This is a genomic window from Rhizobium sp. RU33A, from assembly GCF_900156055.1.
Classification (GTDB): domain Bacteria; phylum Pseudomonadota; class Alphaproteobacteria; order Rhizobiales; family Rhizobiaceae; genus Allorhizobium.
Map to the genome: position 1 here is coordinate 107,527 of NZ_FTMQ01000002.1, position 17,999 is coordinate 125,525.

The 17,999-nt window shown below is 61.5% G+C and carries 16 protein-coding genes; 15 read left to right on the top strand and 1 reads right to left on the bottom strand.

Annotation, left to right across the window (positions count from 1 at the left end; genetic code table 11):
• Positions 1–274: 274 nt before the first annotated feature.
• Genes bchF through idi form a run of 15 tightly spaced genes read left to right on the top strand, consistent with a single transcriptional unit; the run spans position 275 to position 16,627 of the window.
• A complete protein-coding gene (bchF, locus tag BW978_RS06505; protein ID WP_083697519.1) occupies positions 275–820 on the top strand; it encodes a 2-vinyl bacteriochlorophyllide hydratase in 546 nt (181 codons plus the stop codon).
• A complete protein-coding gene (locus BW978_RS06510) occupies positions 817–2,121 on the top strand; it encodes a ferredoxin:protochlorophyllide reductase (ATP-dependent) subunit N (protein ID WP_076393428.1) in 1,305 nt (434 codons plus the stop codon). The genes bchF and BW978_RS06510 overlap by 4 nt, the downstream gene beginning before the upstream one ends.
• The gene (gene bchB / locus BW978_RS06515) at positions 2,118–3,680 is read left to right on the top strand and encodes a ferredoxin:protochlorophyllide reductase (ATP-dependent) subunit B (protein ID WP_076393430.1); all 1,563 of its coding nucleotides are present in this window, start codon (positions 2,118–2,120) and stop codon (positions 3,678–3,680) included. The genes BW978_RS06510 and bchB overlap by 4 nt, the downstream gene beginning before the upstream one ends.
• Positions 3,652–7,425: a magnesium chelatase subunit H gene (locus BW978_RS06520; protein ID WP_076393432.1), complete on the top strand. Its 3,774-nt coding sequence runs from the start codon at positions 3,652–3,654 to the stop codon at positions 7,423–7,425. The genes bchB and BW978_RS06520 overlap by 29 nt, the downstream gene beginning before the upstream one ends.
• Positions 7,422–8,351, top strand: a complete 930-nt coding sequence (gene bchL, locus BW978_RS06525; RefSeq protein ID WP_083697520.1) for a ferredoxin:protochlorophyllide reductase (ATP-dependent) iron-sulfur ATP-binding protein — start codon at positions 7,422–7,424, stop codon at positions 8,349–8,351. Before BW978_RS06520 ends, bchL begins: the two co-directional genes overlap by 4 nt.
• A gap of 7 nt (positions 8,352–8,358) precedes the next feature.
• Complete coding sequence (gene bchM, locus BW978_RS06530; protein WP_076393434.1) at positions 8,359–9,075, top strand: magnesium protoporphyrin IX methyltransferase; 717 nt, start codon at positions 8,359–8,361, stop codon at positions 9,073–9,075.
• The gene (locus tag BW978_RS06535) at positions 9,072–10,511 is read left to right on the top strand and encodes a BCD family MFS transporter (protein WP_139330370.1); all 1,440 of its coding nucleotides are present in this window, start codon (positions 9,072–9,074) and stop codon (positions 10,509–10,511) included. Before bchM ends, BW978_RS06535 begins: the two co-directional genes overlap by 4 nt.
• Positions 10,512–10,548: 37 nt before the next feature.
• Positions 10,549–11,328 (top strand): photosynthetic reaction center subunit H, encoded by a 780-nt coding sequence (puhA, locus tag BW978_RS06540; protein ID WP_076393436.1) that lies wholly within the window; start codon positions 10,549–10,551, stop codon positions 11,326–11,328.
• A complete protein-coding gene (puhB, locus tag BW978_RS06545; protein ID WP_076393438.1) occupies positions 11,325–11,999 on the top strand; it encodes a photosynthetic complex putative assembly protein PuhB in 675 nt (224 codons plus the stop codon). Before puhA ends, puhB begins: the two co-directional genes overlap by 4 nt.
• A 10-nt stretch (positions 12,000–12,009) precedes the next feature.
• Positions 12,010–12,504 carry a photosynthetic complex assembly protein PuhC gene (puhC, locus tag BW978_RS06550; protein WP_076393440.1) on the top strand — a complete coding sequence of 165 codons (495 nt, stop codon included), beginning with the start codon at positions 12,010–12,012 and terminating at the stop codon, positions 12,502–12,504.
• The gene (locus tag BW978_RS06555) at positions 12,501–12,806 is read left to right on the top strand and encodes a hypothetical protein (protein ID WP_082347540.1); all 306 of its coding nucleotides are present in this window, start codon (positions 12,501–12,503) and stop codon (positions 12,804–12,806) included. The genes puhC and BW978_RS06555 overlap by 4 nt, the downstream gene beginning before the upstream one ends.
• Positions 12,807–12,862: 56 nt before the next feature.
• Positions 12,863–13,912 (top strand): magnesium-protoporphyrin IX monomethyl ester (oxidative) cyclase, encoded by a 1,050-nt coding sequence (gene acsF, locus BW978_RS06560; protein ID WP_139330428.1) that lies wholly within the window; start codon positions 12,863–12,865, stop codon positions 13,910–13,912.
• Between the two features lie 10 nt (positions 13,913–13,922).
• Complete coding sequence (gene puhE / locus BW978_RS06565; protein ID WP_076393444.1) at positions 13,923–14,822, top strand: putative photosynthetic complex assembly protein PuhE; 900 nt, start codon at positions 13,923–13,925, stop codon at positions 14,820–14,822.
• The gene (hemA, locus tag BW978_RS06570) at positions 14,822–16,039 is read left to right on the top strand and encodes a 5-aminolevulinate synthase (protein WP_076393446.1); all 1,218 of its coding nucleotides are present in this window, start codon (positions 14,822–14,824) and stop codon (positions 16,037–16,039) included. The genes puhE and hemA overlap by 1 nt, the downstream gene beginning before the upstream one ends.
• 54 nt (positions 16,040–16,093) lie before the next feature.
• Positions 16,094–16,627 (top strand): isopentenyl-diphosphate delta-isomerase, encoded by a 534-nt coding sequence (gene idi, locus BW978_RS06575; protein ID WP_076393448.1) that lies wholly within the window; start codon positions 16,094–16,096, stop codon positions 16,625–16,627.
• 194 nt (positions 16,628–16,821) lie between these two features.
• On the opposite strand, the gene pufC is transcribed toward idi, so the two are convergent.
• The gene (gene pufC, locus BW978_RS06580) at positions 16,822–17,991 is read right to left on the bottom strand and encodes a photosynthetic reaction center cytochrome PufC (protein WP_076393450.1); all 1,170 of its coding nucleotides are present in this window, start codon (positions 17,989–17,991) and stop codon (positions 16,822–16,824) included.
• Positions 17,992–17,999: the final 8 nt, after the last annotated feature.

Below are 17,999 nucleotides of genomic sequence, written 5' to 3' on the forward strand. Positions count from 1 at the left end.
CCTCGCAATGCGACGGAGCCGTGCCATTTGGCCTCTCATTCATCCCTTGAAGTGATCCGTCCGTCATCCCGCGCCGTGCTCCCCGCCCGCGAAACCTTTTCTTTGCGGCGTCAGGCGTGGACGGCAGGCATCACGTCAGACGAGCACGGCTACAATGTACTCACTTTTCATTTCTGTAAATAAAAATATACGTCAACCTAAGTTGACACTTCTGCTGTGGCAGGCGTAGTCTTGACCCAATCCCGATTTCCCTTGGGAGGGGATGGGAGAAGGGATGACCGCCATGCGCATACCCACACCGTCGGCATCAAGCCGAGCCCTTTACACACCGGACGAGCGCCGCAGGCGCGACGAAAGTGTCTGGACCTTGGTGCAGGGTATCCTCGCTCCCGTCCAGTTTCTTGTTTTCCTCGTCAGCCTCGGTCTGATCGTTCGCTTTCTGGTGACGGGTGAAGGCCTGTTCGCCGCCCAGGTATCCATCGTCGTGAAGACGTTGACGCTTTATGCGATCATGATCACCGGCTCGATCTGGGAAAAGGTCGTGTTCGGCCGCTATCTGTTCGCCCGCCCGTTCTTCTGGGAAGACGTCTTCTCGATGCTGGTTCTGGCGCTGCACACGGCCTATCTCATCGCTTTGTTTGCCGGCTCACTGACCTCAGGCGCGTTGATGGTGCTCGCGCTTGCAGCCTATGTCACCTATGTGATCAATGCAGGCCAGTTCCTCTGGAAGCTGCGGCTCGCGAGGCTCGATCATGCCGAACGGCTGAGATCGCCTTCGACGCTTGGCAATGGCTCTTCTCTCACGGGGAGCACCTCATGAACCAGCCACTCGTCTCTTGCGCAACACCTTCGACCACCATCCGGCAGCGCGGCCAGCATGAAGTCTTCTGTGGTCTGACTTCCATCATCTGGCTGCATCGCAAGGTGCAGGATGCCTTTTTCCTCGTGGTCGGGTCGCGCACCTGCGCCCATCTCATCCAGTCTGCCGCCGGCGTGATGATCTTCTCCGAGCCGCGCTTTGCGACCGCCATCATGGAGGAGCGCGATCTCGCAGGCATGGTCGACATGCATGACGAACTCGACCGCGAAGTCGCCCGTCTGCTCGAGCGCCGGCCCGATATCCGCATGCTGGTGCTGGTCGGCTCCTGTCCCTCCGAGGTCATCAAGTTCGACCTCAACCGCGCCGCCGAACGGCTCGATAAGCGCTTCGGCTCCAAACCGCGCGTGCTGTGCTATTCCGGCAGCGGCATCGAGACGACCTTCACCCAGGGTGAAGACAATTTCCTAGCAGCTCTGGTGCGGGATCAGTCTGTCCACGGTGCCAGTGACAAGGTTGCAAGGCTCGTAGTGGCCGGTTCGGTCGCCGATGTCGTGGAAGACCAGTTTGCCCGGCTGCTGGATGAACTCGGTCTCGAAGATGTCGTCTTCGTGCCCGGTCGCAGCAGCGAGCGCCTGCCGAAAATCGGTCCAAACACGAAGTTTGTTCTGGCGCAGCCTTATCTCGGCGCCACGGCAGCCGCGCTTGAGAGCCTGGGTGCATCACGTATCAATGCGCTTTTCCCACTCGGCGAAGAAGGCACGACCGCCTGGCTGAAGGCGATTGCCGATACCTTCGGCGTGTCACCGGCTCGTTTCGCCGCCGTCACCGAGGCCCCGCGCCGCCGTGCGCTTGAAGCCACCGCGCATTACCGCAGTGCCCTTGCCGGCAAGCGGATATTCCTCTTCCCCGACAGCCAGATGGAGCCGTCTCTCGCCCGCTATCTCAGCCGCGAGCTCGATGCCGAGATCATCGAGGTCGGCAGCCCCTATCTTCACCGCGAACACGTGGCCGGCGAGCTTGCCATGCTGCCGCCGGGCGTCTCCATCTCCGAGGGTCAGGACGTCGAGATCCAGATCGACCGCTGCCGCGCGGCCAAGCCCGACCTCGTCGTCTGCGGCATGGGGCTTGCCAATCCGTTCGAGGCTGAAGGCATCGTTACCAAGTGGTCGATCGAATTCGCATTCACGCCGATCCAGGGCTACGAGCAGGCTGGTGATCTCGCCGAACTCTTTGCCCGACCGCTGACACGCAAGGCCATGATCGCGGGCGACCGCTCCGGCAACCGGAGGGCCGCATCATGAAACTCACTATGTGGACCTATGAAGGACCGCCGCATGTCGGTGCCATGCGGATCGCCGCCTCGATGAAGGGCGTGCACTATGTGCTGCATGCGCCGCAGGGCGACACCTATGCCGATCTGCTTTTCACCATGATCGAACGACGCCAGTCGCGTCCGCCGGTGACCTACACCACCTTCCAGGCGCGTGATCTCGCAGGCTCGACAGCCGATGTGTTCAAGGCCGCCTGCCGTGACGCTGCCGAGCGTTTCAAGCCGGATGCCATTTTGGTTGGTGCCTCCTGCACGGCAGAATTGCTGCAGGATGATCCGGCAGGGCTCGCCAAAACGCTTGATGTCGGCATCCCGGTCGTCCCCCTTGAGCTTCCATCCTATCAGAAGAAGGAAAACTGGGGCGCGGCAGAGACCTTCTACAGGCTGGTGCGCAGCTTTACCGGCGGGCAGGAGCGCCCGACCGAGATTGCACCGAACAGCTGCAACATTCTCGGACCCTCCGCGCTCGGTTTCCGCAATCGCGACGACGTCACCGAGATCCAGCGGCTGCTCGCCGCCAACGGCATCGATGTGCGGGTCGTGGCGCCCCTTGGGGCGACGGTCGAGGATCTCGCGCGCTTGCCGGAGGCCGCTTTCAACATCGTGCTCTATCCGGAGATCGGCGATAGCGCGGCGCGTTATCTGAAGAAGACCTTCGGGATGCCCTTCGTCTCCACCATTCCGATCGGCGTCGGTGCCACGCGTGCCTTCCTCGCGGAAGTGCGGGCATTGGCCGGGCTTCCGAACGAGGAGCTCGTTGGCGAGGCCGAGGACCGGGCAACCTGGTATGCACGCTCGGTCGACAGCAATTACCTCACCAACAAGCGTGTTTTCGTCTTCGGCGACGCGACCCATGCGATTGCCGCTGCCCGCATTGCGAGCCGCGAACTTGGCTTCAAGGTCTGCGGCCTTGGCACCTATATGCGCGAATTCGCCCGCGAAGTGCGTGAGGCTGCCGAGGAATTCGGTATCGAGGCGCTGATCAGCGACGACCATCTCGACGTCGAGCAGGCCATCATCGACGCCCGTCCCGAGCTTGTTCTCGGCACGCAGATGGAGCGCCACATTGCCAAGCGGCTGCGCGTTCCCTGCGCCGTTATCTCGTCTCCCGTGCATGTCCAGGATTTTCCGGCCCGGTATTCGCCGCAGATGGGGTTCGAAGGCGCGAACGTCATCTTCGACAGCTGGGTCCATCCGTTGATGATGGGCCTCGAGGAGCATCTCCTGCAGATGTTCCGCGACGACTTCGAATTCAACGATCAGGCCCAGGCCTCGCATTTGCACGGTCACACGCCAGAGGCACCTGTCTCGGTCGCACAGGAACCGGTAGCCAGCGAAATCCTGCCGGCTGCCGAAACGCCGACGGGCGATGTCACCTGGACGACAGACGCCGAGCGTGAACTCAAGAAAATCCCGTTCTTCGTGCGTGGCAAGGCCCGCCGGAACACGGAAATCTTCGCCGCCCGCAAGGGTATCCGCCCCATAACCGTGGAGACGCTGTATGACGCGAAAGCTCATTTCGCCCGCTGACAGCACCCCGGTCCGGGTGGTGTTCGTGACACTCGACAATCACATTGTCGCGGCCGTCGATGATGCCCGGCGCAGCCTCGCACAAGACCTGCCGGGGCTGACACTCTCGGTGCATGCTGCAACCGACTGGAACGACAATCCGGCGAGCCTTGAAGCCTGCCGCGCGGCGATCCTTGGCGGCGACATCATCATCGTCTCGATGATCTTCGTCGAAGAGCATGTGCGCGCCATCGCCGACGTGCTCGAGGCACGCCACCTCGAATGCGACGCCATGGCCTGCTGCATGTCGGCCGGCACGATCATGAAATACACGACTATGGGTCGCTTCAAGATGAGCGAGGAGCAGAAGGGTCCGCTCGCGCTCCTGAAGAAGCTTCGGGGAAAAAGCTCCCGCGGCGGCAAGGATAGCGGTCGTACCGCTGGCGAACGTCAGCTCGCCATGCTGCGCCGACTGCCGCAACTGCTGCGCTTCATTCCGGGCACCGCCCAGGATGTGCGCAATTACTTCCTGACGCTGCAATATCGCATCGCGGCTTCGGACGAGAACATCGCCAACATGGTCCGCCTGCTGGTCGGCAAATATGCCAAGGGCGAGCGCAAGGGCCTCCAGGGCCGCATCACGGTCGGAGATCCGGTCGCATATCCCGATATGGGTCTCTATCATCCGGGCCTGAAGCCGAGGGTCACGACGCAGCTTTCAAGCCTGCCGCACAAGGCGGGTGCGCGCGGCACGATCGGGCTTCTGCTTCTCAGAACCTACATCCTGTCTGGCGATACCGGCCATTATGACCGTGTCATCCGCGAGCTGGAACTGCGCGGCTTCAATGTCGTGCCGGTATTCTCCAGCGGTCTCGATATGCGCGGCGCAATCGATCGCTTCATGACGCCTGCCGCGGGTGGTTCACGCATCGATGCACTCTGCTCGCTGACCGGTTTCTCGCTGGTCGGCGGACCGGCTTACAGCGATGCCGCTGCCGCTGCCCAGACACTGGCTGCGCTCGACGTTCCCTATTTCTCGGCGATGGCAACCGAGTTTCAGAGCAAGGAAGTCTGGTTCTCGTCGACACAGGGGCTGACGCCGATCGAAACCACCTTGATGGTGGCGATCCCGGAACTCGATGGCTCGATCGGCTCCATGGTCTTCGGCGGTCGTTCTGACGCCGGTGGCGGGGCGCGCGCCTGCATCTGCTCGAGGGAACTTGCCTCTTGCCCATCGGGTCGGGCCTGCATGCAGCCGGATGACGAACGCGTCGTCCTGCTCGCCGATCGGCTCGCCGCCATGGTCGACCTGCGGCGCAAGGAGCGCGCAGAGCGCCGCATCGCCATTGCCATGTTCAACTACCCGCCGAACAGCGGCAGCATCGGCACCGCCGCCTATCTCTCCGTCTTCGAGAGTCTTTTCGAGACCATGCGTCGGCTGAAGGCCGAGGGTTACTCCATCGACCTGCCCGCCGATGCGGAAGCTCTGAAGCAGGGGATACTCGAGGGCAATGCACCGCTCTATGGCGTCGAAGCCAATGTGCATGTGGTCATTCCGGTCGATCAGCATGTTCGTAGCGAACAGCATCTGGCCGACATCGAAGCGAAATGGGGCCCGGCGCCCGGCCGTGTTCTGAGCAATGGTCGCGGCATCTTCGTGCTCGGTCGGCAATATGGAAACCTATTGATCGCGATCCAGCCGCCCTTCGGTTACGAGGGCGACCCGATGCGCCTGTTGTTTGAAGGCGGCTTTGCCCCGAACCATGCCTTTGCTGCCTTCTACCGCTATCTGCGAGACACCTACCGCGCCGATGCCGTCTTGCATTTCGGGACGCATGGCGCGCTTGAATTTATGCCGGGCAAGCAGGTCGGCCTGTCTGCGGACTGCTGGCCGGATCGCCTCTTGGGTGCGCTTCCCAACTTCTATCTCTATGCCGCGAACAACCCGTCCGAAGGCACGATCGCCAAACGTCGGTCGGCCGCGACGCTGATCTCCTATCTCACGCCGCCGATCACGCATTCCGGGCTTTACAAGGGCCTGACGGAGATCAAGGGCAGCCTGGATCGCTATCGCAGTGCCGCGCCCGAGGCGCGCGTCGAGCGCGAGAGGCTGTTTCAACTGATCCGGGTGCAGGCCGAGCAATTGGATCTCGGCAAGGATGGTCTTGCGCTTGCCGAGGCCGACATGGTGCTGGCGCTCGTCGCCGAGGTGGCCGAAGTCGAATACGCGCTCATTCCGCACGGTTTGCACATTGCCGGTCGAGCCATGGAAGAGAACGAGCGTTTGGAAATGCTCGACCATGTCGCCGCAAACATGCCGCCTGCCGTGCGTCCGCACCTTCAGACTGAGTTGATCGCCGCGATCGCCAAGGGTGACGCCGCGACGATTGCCCGGATGACGAAGAGTGCCGTGGGCGAGCTCAAGGAGTGCATCGACAAGCTGGTGACGATGAACCGCGAACTGTCCCACAACGGCGAGATCGACGGTCTCGTTCGCGCCCTGGACGGTCGGTATGTGCTACCGTCGCCTTCTGGAGACCTGTTGCGCACGCCTGAACTCCTGCCGACCGGCCGCAATATCCACGGCTTCGACCCCTTCGGCATTCCGAGCGCCTTTGCCATCCAGGATGGCGAGCGCCAGGCCGCGAAGGTACTCGAAAGGTATCTAGCTGCCGATGGTCGTCTGCCGGAAACGGTCGCCGTCGTCCTCTGGGGCACCGACAATCTCAAGACCGGCGGTGCGCCGCTGGCTCAGGCCATGGCACTCATGGGTGCGCGGCCGAGGCTCGATGCCTATAACCGTGTCTGCGGCGCCGTTCTGGTGCCGCTTGAGGAACTGCAGCGCCCACGCATCGATGCGGTCATGACGCTGTCTGGCATCTTCCGGGATCTCCTGCCGATCCAGGCAAGCATGCTTGCCGAGGCGAGCTATCTCGCAGCTGTCGCAGACGAACCGGTCGAGATGAACTTCATCCGCAAGCACGCGCTCGCCTATTGCGAAAGCCATGGCTGCGATATCGAGGCTGCGGCCTACCGGGTGTTTTCGAATGCCGATGGCGCCTATGGCTCCAACGTCAACATGCTGGTCGCATCGTCGTCCTGGAGCGACGATGACGAGATCGCCCAGACCTACAGCAACCGCAAGAGCTTCGCGATCAACCGTCGCGGCAAGACCAGCGCGCAGGCCGAGGTGTTTGATGCGATGATCGGGCAGGTCGACATGGCCTATCAGAACCTCGATTCCGTCGAGATCGGCGTGACGACGATCGAAAACTATTTCGACACGCTGGGCGGCCTGACCAAGGCGGTCAACAGGGCCAAGGGTGGCGGTTCGCTGCCGGTCTTCATCTCCGACCAGACGCAAGGCGAGGGACGTGTCCGCACCCTCGGTGAGCAGGTCGCATTGGAGACACGCACGCGCACGCTGAACCCGAAGTGGTTCGAGGGCATGCTGAAGCATGGCTATGAGGGCGTGCGCAACATCGAGACGCAGGTGACCAATACATTCGGCTGGTCGGCGACCACAGGCGATGTCGACCCCTGGGTCTACCAGCAGATCACGGAAACCTTCGTGCTCGACGCTGACATGCGGGAACGGCTGGCCACACTCAATCCGGCTTCTGCCGCCCGTGTCGCCAACCGGCTGATCGAGGCGCATGAGCGCAACTATTGGCAGCCGGATGCAGAAACGCTCGCCGCCCTGAAACAGGCCGGCGAAGAATTGGAAGACCGTCTCGAGGGGCTGGTCAGGGAGGCTGCCCAATGAACATCTACACCCATGGCAAGACCGCCGAACGCGAGGCGCGCATCGCAGAGAAGCTCCGGGAGCGAGCCGATGGCGAAGGCAGCGTGCAGGTCCATCTTGACCCGACGATGGAAATCGATGGGGCCAAGGTCTTCGCGGTCTACGGCAAGGGCGGGATCGGCAAGTCGACGACCTCGTCCAATCTCTCGGTCGCCTTTTCCAAGATTGGTAAGCGCGTGTTGCAGATCGGTTGCGACCCGAAGCACGATTCCACCTTCACATTGACCAAGAGCCTGATCCCGACCGTCATCGACGTTCTCGAAAAGGTCGATTTTCATTCCGAAGAGCTCCGCCCCGAAGACTACATGGTTGAGGGCTATAACGGCGTTCAGTGTATCGAGGCAGGCGGGCCGCCGGCCGGGACCGGTTGCGGCGGCTATGTGGTCGGCCAGACGGTCAAGCTGCTCAAGGAACACCATCTGCTCGACGATACCGACGTCGTAATCTTCGACGTGCTCGGCGACGTGGTCTGCGGTGGTTTTGCCTCGCCGCTGCAACACGCAGAACGCGCCGTGATCGTGGCCGCAAACGACTTCGATTCCATCTTTGCGATGAACCGGATCGTTGCTGCCATCAAGGCGAAGTCGAAGAACTATGAGGTGCGGCTCGGCGGCGTGATTGCCAACCGTTCGCGCGAGACCGACCAGATCGATCGCTACAATGCGGCGATCGGGCTGACACGTCTTGCCCATATCCAGGATTCGGACCATGTGCGGCTCAGCCGATTAAAGAAGTGCACGCTGTTCGAGATGGGCGATAGCCCGGAGATCCTCGGCCTTCAAAACGAATACACGCAACTGGCAGAGCGGCTCTGGGCGGGCACGCCCGCTCTGGAAGCGGAACCCATGAAAGACCGGGAAATCTTTGAATTTCTCGGTTTTGAGTGAGGTTGTCATGAGCCAGGCCGATTACATCAGACGCACCGGCGAGATCGAGCACTACTTCGACCGCACCGCGCTCGATGCCTGGAAGCGGCTGACCGGCGACCAGCCGGTGAGCGGCATCCGTGCCACGGTGCGCAAAGGCCGCGAAGAAATGCGCGGCACGCTCGCCTCCTGGCTTCCGGCTGACCTCACCGGCTGGCGCATCCTCGATGCGGGCTGCGGCTCCGGCGTTCTCTCGTTCGAACTGATCGCACGTGGTGCCGAAGTCGTCGGCATCGATCTCTCGGCGCAAATGATCGCGCATGCCCGCCAACGGGCGCACGACCTCGAAGCCTCCCATGGTCGTTTCAAGGGTTCGGTCACTTTCCACAGCGGCGATATGCTCGATCCCCGTCATGGACGGTTCGATGCCGTGGTCGCCATGGATGTGCTGATCCACTATCGCCCGGCGGACGCCGTGCGCGTGCTCCATACGCTGGCCGAGCGCACCTCGCGCCAGATGATTTTCACGCTCGCTCCGGGCTCGCGCCTGCTGCGGGCGATGCTGGCCGCGGGCAAGGTTTTCCCGCGTGGTAATCGTGCGCCGGCGATCTACCCGGTCGATCCGGAGAGGCTTGTCGCACAGATGGTCAACCATCCGGAGTTTGCTGATTGGCAGGCCGGCCGCAAACACAAGGTCGGCGTCGGCTTTTACACGTCGCAAGCCATGGAGGTGATCCGGTCATGACGATCGCTGCCGCCAACCGCAAGATGATCTCGTTCTGGCAGAAGCTCGGAACGCGCTTCATGCCGTTTGCGGATGCGGCGTCGGCCGAGATGCCGCTTTCGAGGCTGCTGCGTCTTTCGCTTTTTCAGGTTTCCGCTGGTTGCGTGCTCGTTCTTCTGACCGGAACGTTGAATCGGGTGCTGATCGTCGAACTCGGCGTTTCCGTTGCGCTCGTTTCGGCGGTGGTCGCCATTCCGGTTCTGGCCGCACCCCTGCGCTTGCTGTTCGGCTTCCGCTCCGACACCTATAAATCGGTGCTCGGATGGCGGCGGGTGCCCTATGTCTGGCTCGGCAGCTTGTTGCAGTTCGGCGGTCTCGCCATCATGCCCTTTGCGCTGCTTCTGTTGCAATCGCAGACGCTTGGCCCTGAATGGGCCGGGGCTGCGGGTGCGAGCCTCGCTTTCATTCTCACCGGCTTCGGCATGCATATGTCGCAGACCGCAGGCTTGGCACTCGCAAGTGATCTTGTGCCGGAGGAAAAGCGCCCGCGCGTCGTCGCACTTCTCTACTTCATGCTGCTCACCGGCATGATTGGTGCGTCGACCTTCTACAGCTTTTTCCTGGTCGATTTTTCCCCGATGCTCCTGATCCAGGTGATCCAGGGAACGGCACTGCTCACCATCATCATCAACGTGATCGCCATCTGGAAGCAGGAGGCGCGCGATGTGCGCCGCACGGCCGTTGACCGGGATCTGTCGAGCTTCTTCGACGCGCTTGAAGACTATCGCAGCGCGCCTGGCGTCATGCGGCTTCTGCTGGCAGTCGCCATCGGATCAGCGGCCTTTTCGATGCAGGACATCCTGCTTGAGCCCTATGGCGGCGAAATCCTCGGCTTGTCTGTCGGCGAAACAACGCGCCTGACGGGGATCTGGGCCTTCGGAACCATGATCGGCTTTGCTTGGGCAGCCCACAGCCTCCAGCACGGCGCCCAAATGTATCGGATAGCGGCGCGGGGCCTGCTGATTGGTCTTGGGGCATTCTGCGCTGTCATCTTTGCCTCACCGCTCGGCTTCAACGCGCTCTTTCATCTCGGTGCTCTGGGCATCGGTTTGGGTGGCGGTCTGTTTGCCGTTGGCACCATGCTGGCCGCCATGGGCATTGCCGAAAGATCGGACAGTGGCCTTGTCGTCGGTGCCTGGGGTGCCGTCCAGGCGACGGCCATCGGCGCCAGCATGCTGGCCGGTGGCGTGATCAAGAACACCATCAATGCGCTCGCGCTCAACGGTTCGCTGGGCGAGGCCATGATGACGCCGGCGGCTGGATATCTTGTCGTCTATGCTTTTGAAATCGTTCTTCTGTTCCTGTGCCTCGCGGTTCTCGGTCCGCTCACCGGCCGGCGCTATCAGAGGGACTATCTGCATAACATGCGTTTTGGATTGGCGGAGCTGCCCGGCTGACCGCCGGCGGATGCGCTTTACACGGGAGGGTCTGAATATGACCGGGTCGCTGGTTGGGAATATCGATGTCGCACAAGTGGTGCTCTATGCGTTTTGGCTCTTCTTCGCGGGGCTGATCTGGTATCTGCGCCAGGAAGATCGTCGTGAGGGCTATCCTCTCGAAGAGGACGTGTCGGGCCGCTACAACAAGAGCCCCTGGCTCTTCGTGCCACCGAAGAAGACCTTCATCCTGCCGCATGGTCAGGGCGTGCGGCATGCTCCTGATTTCAAGCGAGACGAGCGGACGTTCTCAAGCCGCCGCATCGCACCGGCGCCGGGCTATCCCATCGAGCCGGTTGGCAATCCGCTGCTTGCGGGCATCGGCCCCGGCTCCTGGGCCGAGCGTTCCGACAAGCCTGATGTGACCGCTCATGGCGATGCCCGCATCGTGCCGCTCCGTGTTGCCGAAGGCTTCGACCTTGCCAAAGGCGCTGCCGATCCGCGTGGCCTTGCCGTCCTCGGTTGCGACAAGCAGATTGCCGGCACAGTCAAGGATATCTGGGTCGACCGGGCCGAGCATCTGATCCGCTACTATGAGGTGGAACTCGCCGATGGCGGACGCACCGTGCTGTTGCCGAACAACTTCGTCGTCTTCCAGACTGGTCGCGGCAATGTCCGATATCTCTATGTGCATGCTGTCACCGCCGCGCAGTTTGCCGACGTGCCAGCCACCGCTCGTCCGGAACTCGTGACCCTGCTCGAGGAAGACAAGATCGCCGCCTACTTCGGTGCGGGTCTCCTCTATGCGGATCGCTTTCGTCAGGAGCCACTGCTGTGAAACAGTTTGTCACGCGAGAACATGAGATCGAGCCGCTGCCAGGCCTTCCAGGTGTGCCTCCGGCCGGCGAGGTCATCCTCTGGCAAGGGCGGCCATCGTCCGCCCTCGTCGCCCGCCACCTTCTGAAAGTTCGCTGGATCGTCGGTTACTTCCTGATCCTCTCCAGCTGGGCGGTGCTGGCCGGCTTGAACGATGCTCAACCTGTCGGCGGCATCGTCTTCTCGGTGGCTGTTCTGACCGCCTTGGCCGGGGTGCTGATCGGCATGATCGAGCTTTTCGCCTGGGCCGTTGAAAAGACGACCCTCTACACGGTCACCACGGAGCGCATCGTCATTCGCTTTGGTGTGGCGATTTCGATGACGCTGAACCTGCCGTATCGTCAAGTCGATGGCGTGGCTCTGGCACGGCTTGGCGAAAAGGCTGGTATGATCGCCATCGCCCTTCTGCCAGAGCAGCGCCTGTCCTGGCTTATCCAGTGGCCGCATGTGCGGGGATTCCGGTTCGCGAGGCCGGAGCCGAGCCTGATCTGCCTGCCCGACGCGGACAAGGTGGCGAATGTGCTGTCGGCCGCGATCGGCCAGTATCGTGGTTCCCGTGCCGAACAGCCGCGGATCATCATGCAAGAGACGGCCGGAAGCGCCATGCCGCCTTCTGTCGTTGCAGCGGAATAGGAGCCATGTGATGGGATCGGCCTCACATCTCGGCTACTGGGCAGACCGCAAGGGCAAGACGCCCAATCGGGTCCCCCGTGGTTTGTTCCTTGGTCTTGTCGGTCTGCTGGCTTTCACGGCAGGGGCAATTCTGTTCGGGAAGACGACCGGGCTCGGCCTCGTCAAGCAGCAGCAGGCTGCACCGATCGCCATCCGCGACCTCACCATCACCCGCAGCACTTCGGACTTCGTCGTGGTGAGAGACGCTGGGACTGGTCAGGAAATCGCAAGCTATGCGCCACAAGCCGGTGGCTTTGTGCCTGGTTCGTTGCGCGCGTTCGAGCGCATGCGCCAGGTCTCCAAGGTACCGTTCGACACGCCATACCGACTGATCAAGTGGGACGCCGGTGGAATCAGCTTGTCAGATACGGGCACCGGCGAGCGGATCTATCTCGATGCATTCGGGCCTGACAACGTGGCCGCATTCGAAGCCCTTCTGGGCTCACAGGGAGGAGAAAACCAATGAACCCGGTCTTTGCCTTGATGCGACGGAAGGAGACGGTCGATTGTACCGTCGAGATCAACAACACGTTCGAGGCGCTCGGTGCGCACTTGAGGTTCGACAACGGCGTGGTGGTCCATCCCGGTGACGAAGTGCAGGTGCATGGCGCGCCGGTCTCCATCCCCTATGGCTCCTGCCAGAATTTTCGCCGCAAGGCGACCATCACCCGGGCGGGTTTCCTGGAGCGGGCCTGGACCCGCGCCACCGGCGATCTCGACATGATGGAATTGTGCGAATTCAGCTTCACGGAGAGGGCACTGTCATGAACAACCATGTTTCGCCTGTTGATCTTGCCGATCACGAGCCGACCGTCGAAGAACGCATGGCCGGGGTCAGTGACACGACCCGCAGCGCGCTCGTCTCGACCATGCTGACACCGCGCTTCTACACCACCGATTTCGAAGAGATGGACAAGATCAATGTCGAGCCGGTGCGCGACGAATGGGACGTGCTGATCGCGCAGATGAAGAGCGATCCGAACCGCGGGCACTTCAAGCGTAACGAGCAGTGGGACGATATCGACATCGACGCCCTGCCGGACGATCTTCGCGAGGAGTTCATCGACTTCCTCGTCTCCTCGCTCACCTCTGAATTTTCCGGCTGCGTCCTCTACAAGGAGATGAAGCGGCGCGGCAAGAACCAGGAAATCTGCGAGCTCTTCGGCTATATGAGCCGCGACGAGTCCCGTCATGCCGGCTTCATCAATGATGCGCTGAAGGAATTCGGTATCGGCGTGAACATGGGCTTTCTGGCAAAGGCGAAGAAGTACACCTTCTTCAAGCCGAAGTTCATCTACTACGCGACCTATCTGTCCGAGAAGATCGGCTATGCCCGCTACATCACCATCTACCGGCATCTCGAAAAGCATCCGGACAAGCGCTTCCACCCGATCTTCAAGTGGTTCCGCGAATGGTGCAATGACGAATTCTCCCACGGCGAAGCTTTCTCGCTGATTATCCGCTCCGACAAGCGGTTGATGGAGGGCATGAACAAGTATTGGATCAAGTTCTTCCTGCTTGCCGTCTTTGCCACTATGTATGTGCGCGATCACATGCGGCCGGCCTTCCACAAGGGGCTCGGCGTCGATATCGACGATTACGACATGAAGGTCTTCCGGCTCACGAGCGAGATCTCGCGCCAGTGCTTCCCGCTCGTGCTCGATCTCGACAATCCTGCCCTGCATGAAGGCTTCCGCCGGATGGAGCGGATCAACCGCAAAGTCATGGCGGCTGACGCAAAGGGTGGGCTCTCCGGCAAGATCGCCAAGGGTTTCTGGTCGGCGGCCGCAGCGGTCAATTTCGTCCGGATGTATGCGATCCCGACCAAGTCGAACGCCATCCCGGCGACGTCCCGCCTGCAGCCGGTCTGGTGAGGAGATTGCCATGACCTTCACGCACCCGCTCGCCGTCGTTCTGGTCGCCATCTCCGTATGGTGGCTTTCGACCGGGCTGGTGCTCGCCATGGTCAATCGCTCCGACGGGCCGCGGGGCAGGGGCCTTGTTCTGATGGGGCTGATGACCGTGGTCGGCGCATTCGGTTTCGGGCTGATGCTCTGGGGCGCACAGGAGCCGACGGTGCTCGGTTCCTATGTCGGCTTTTTCGGTGCATTGCTCGTCTGGGCCTGGCACGAGGCTGCTTTCCTGACAGGGCTACTGACAGGACGACGGACGGGTGAATGCCCTCCCGGACTGACCGGTTTCAGTCGCTTCCGGGCGGCCTGGGAGGCAGTCAGCGATCATGAGATCGCCATTCTGGTGACCGCGATTGCTCTGTGGTTAGCGCTCGAGGGATCGGCCAATCTCTTCGGGCTCGCCGCCTTCGGTTTGCTATGGGGCATGCGGATCTCCGCCAAGCTGGTGATCTTCCTCGGCGCGCCGCATGCCGTCAGCGAGTTGATGCCAAAGGGCATCCGCCATCTCAAAAGCTATTTCAAGACCGATCGGATGACTCCGCTCTTTCCGATCTTCCTGGCGATCGCGGCCGGCATCTTTGCCGTCCTCGTCGTCGGTGCCAACCGGGCTACGCAGGCGCATTCTGTGGTCGGGCACACGCTGCTCGCGACCTTCATGGCGCTCGCCATCATCGAACACCTCGTTCTCGTGCTTCCCATTTCCGATACCGCGCTGTGGCGTTGGGCGATGGCGAAGCAGGAGCGGGCGAACCTTGCCATTCGCCCTGCGGCGGACGGCGTTTCCGCACTCAAGGAGGGTGGGCCTGTGTCCGTGCCACACACCTCCTGGACAGCAATTGCACAAGACACGATCGGGAAGAGGAAAGACTGATGACTGTTTTCCAGCACATGGAAGAGGCGCTAGCCGGACTGCATACTGCCGGCAACTACCGCGTATTCGCGGATCTGGAGCGTCACTGCTCGGCCTTTCCGAAAGCCGCGTTTCACAGTGGTGACGGAACGGCGCGCGAGGTCACCGTCTGGTGCTCTAACGATTATCTCGGCATGGGCCAGAACCCGCTCGTGACTGAACGGATGATCGAGGTTGTTCGCAAGTGCGGCGCCGGTGCCGGCGGCACGCGCAACATCTCCGGGACCAATCATTATCATGTCCTGCTCGAGCAGGAGCTGGCGGACCTGCACGGTAAGGAAGGGGCGCTGATCTTCACCTCGGGCTACGTGTCCAACTGGGCAGCACTCGGTACGCTGCTCGCAAAGATCCCCGGCATCATCTGCTATTCTGATTCACTCAATCATGCCTCGATGATCGAAGGCATCCGTCATTCCCGCTGCATCAAGCGGCAGTTCCGCCACAACGATTACAAGCACCTGCGCGAGCTGATGGCAGCCGACGATCCGGCAGCGCCGAAGCTGGTCGCCTTCGAGAGCGTCTACTCGATGGATGGCGATATCTCGCCGATCAAGGAGATCTGCGATGTCGCCGACCAGTTTGGTGCCCTGACCTATCTCGATGAGGTACATGCAGTCGGCATGTACGGGCCGCGCGGCGGTGGCGTAGCCGAGCGCGAAGGCCTTATGGACCGGTTGACGGTCATCGAGGGCACGCTCGGCAAGGCTTTCGGCGTTATGGGCGGCTATATCACCGGTCCGGCCGTGCTCGTTGACTTTGTTCGCTCGTTTGCCTCAGGCTTCATCTTCACCACAGCCATCCCGCCGGCGCTTGCTGCCGGGGCGACTGCGTCGATCCGCCATCTCAAGGAAAGCCCCTTCGAGCGCCATATGCATCAGGCGACGGTTGCGAAGGTTCGCCGAGCGCTCGACGTGCGTGGTATCCCGCACATGCACAACCCTAGCCACATCGTGCCCGTCATGGTCGGCAATGCGGCCAAGTGCAAATGGATCTCGGATGTGTTGCTCGACGACTTCGGCATCTATGTCCAGCCAATCAACTATCCAACGGTCGCCGTTGGCAAGGAGCGACTTCGCATTACGCCGACGCCGCTTCACACAGACTCGGATATCGAACACCTCGCCGAAGCGCTCTGTTCGCTATGGTCGAAATGCGCATTGGCCAGGGCGGTTGCCTGAGGGTTACAAAAGCCGTATCGGCACGGCGCAGCCAGGAGTTTGGAGCCGGACAGGATGACGGACAGCATTTACATTCCAGCGATTGCCGGTGACGGATCGCTCTATCCGATCGAAAAGATGCAGGCGCATCTAGACGGCCAGCTGCATCTTGCCGTGTCCGTCTTCGTCTTCGACGGCGACCTGTTGCTCATCCAGAAACGTGCATCAACGAAGTATCACTGTGCCGGACTCTGGGCGAATACCTGCTGTACCCATCCTCATTGGGACGAAACGGTCGAGGACTGTGCTGAGCGCCGCCTGACCGAAGAGCTCGGCTTTACTTTACCGCTCATTCGCCATCAGACCGTGGAATATGCTGCCGATGTGGGGCAGGGGCTGAAGGAGCATGAGCGCGTGACGCTGTTCAGCGCCCAGGTCGACAGCCATACCCTGCAGATTGCGCCTGTTGAAGGTGAGGTCGAAGAGACCCGCTGGATTGGCCCTCGTGAACTGATGCGGGAAGTGCGCCAGCGCCCGCAGGATTTCACGCCCTGGTTCCGCATCTATCTTCAGCGCTTTCCGGGCTTGAGTTTCGCCGAAGCGGCCTGATGCACACACCTATCCCCCATTTTCCTTATTTATAAACAGCCAGCATCGGTAGCCTGAAGGTTACCGATGCTGGCTGTTTCTGCTGTGCTTGGGCATGCAGCCGGGCGCAGTGCGCAAAAAAGAAAGGGAGCGCAAAAAGAAAGGGAGCCCTAGAGCTCCCCTTCCCCTTGCGGCCCGCCTTGGGTTGGTGGCCGTCAATCGCTGGTGGTCTGGTTCTCGGCCGGTAGCGCTGCAGCGGCCGTCTGAGAGGTTGTCTGCATCGGAAGTGCACTGCTCTGCTCTGCAGGTGCCATCCGTTGCGTCACGCCGGGCTGGTAGGTTGTGTAGTCCGGTACCGTGATCGGGCCCTTCTTTACCAGGGAGTCGACATAGTCCTGGAGCATAGAGACACCGTAGAGCGGCTTCTGCACACCAGCATGGCAGGTGCCGCAGCCGACTTTGAAGACATCGCCTTCCGGCCCTTTGCGAATGTCCGGGAAGACCGGCGTCAGGCCGACCATGTAGTTGGCGTTGATGTCCCTGACCATGCGGATGCCGTGCCAGGCGGTGACGCGCTGCGGCGGGCTTTCATCCCAGGCGTTGAAGGCTCTGGAGTTGTGGCAGGTGGTGCAGTTCACACCGAGCGATTCCGACATGTGCATCATCAACGACCACGTCGCTTCGGTTTCCTTGGTGCCAGCCAGATTGGCGCTCGTCGGCAGAGCCGTCGTCGAATGCACTCGGATCTGCTTTGCATCGAGCAGATAGTCTTTGAGGACGTTCTGCGGCAGAGAAGAATTGCCGGCGAACTTTGCGACGACATTCTGTCCCGCACGGTTCTGTGTCATGCCGCCGGCTGGTTTCGGCTCGAGATCCTCGTACCAGTAATTGGCGGGGATCGCCTGTCCGCGGTGACAGGTGTAGCAGGTGGCGCCAACCTGACCGACATGGCTCTGCCAGTCGACATTGATCGCCTGGGTCATCTGGATCATGCGGCGGGAGACGACTTTCTGGTAAACTTCGTCAGATGCGAGGTTTTCCGGATTGTGGCAGTAGTTGCAGCCTTCCTCTGGCGCGATCCACTCGGTGATCGAGGCCATGAACTGGTTGAACTGGTCGTCTGAGAGATCCCCGAGGATCTGCACATTTTCGTATATGTCACCAGCCCTGTCCCCCGAGGGGTCGGCTTCCCAGGGGGCTGGCGGCACAACGTTCGCCAGCTTCAGTGCTTCCTGGTTTTCTACATCCCGATGGATATACATGCCGGTACCGCGAAAGCCGATCTGTTCGCTCTCGACGGGCGGAGCATCCCAACCGGCGCCGACGAAACTTGCGATCGTCAGCAGGGAACCGGCGGAGACGGCGAAGGGAATCCAGAGTTTCATCGTCGTTC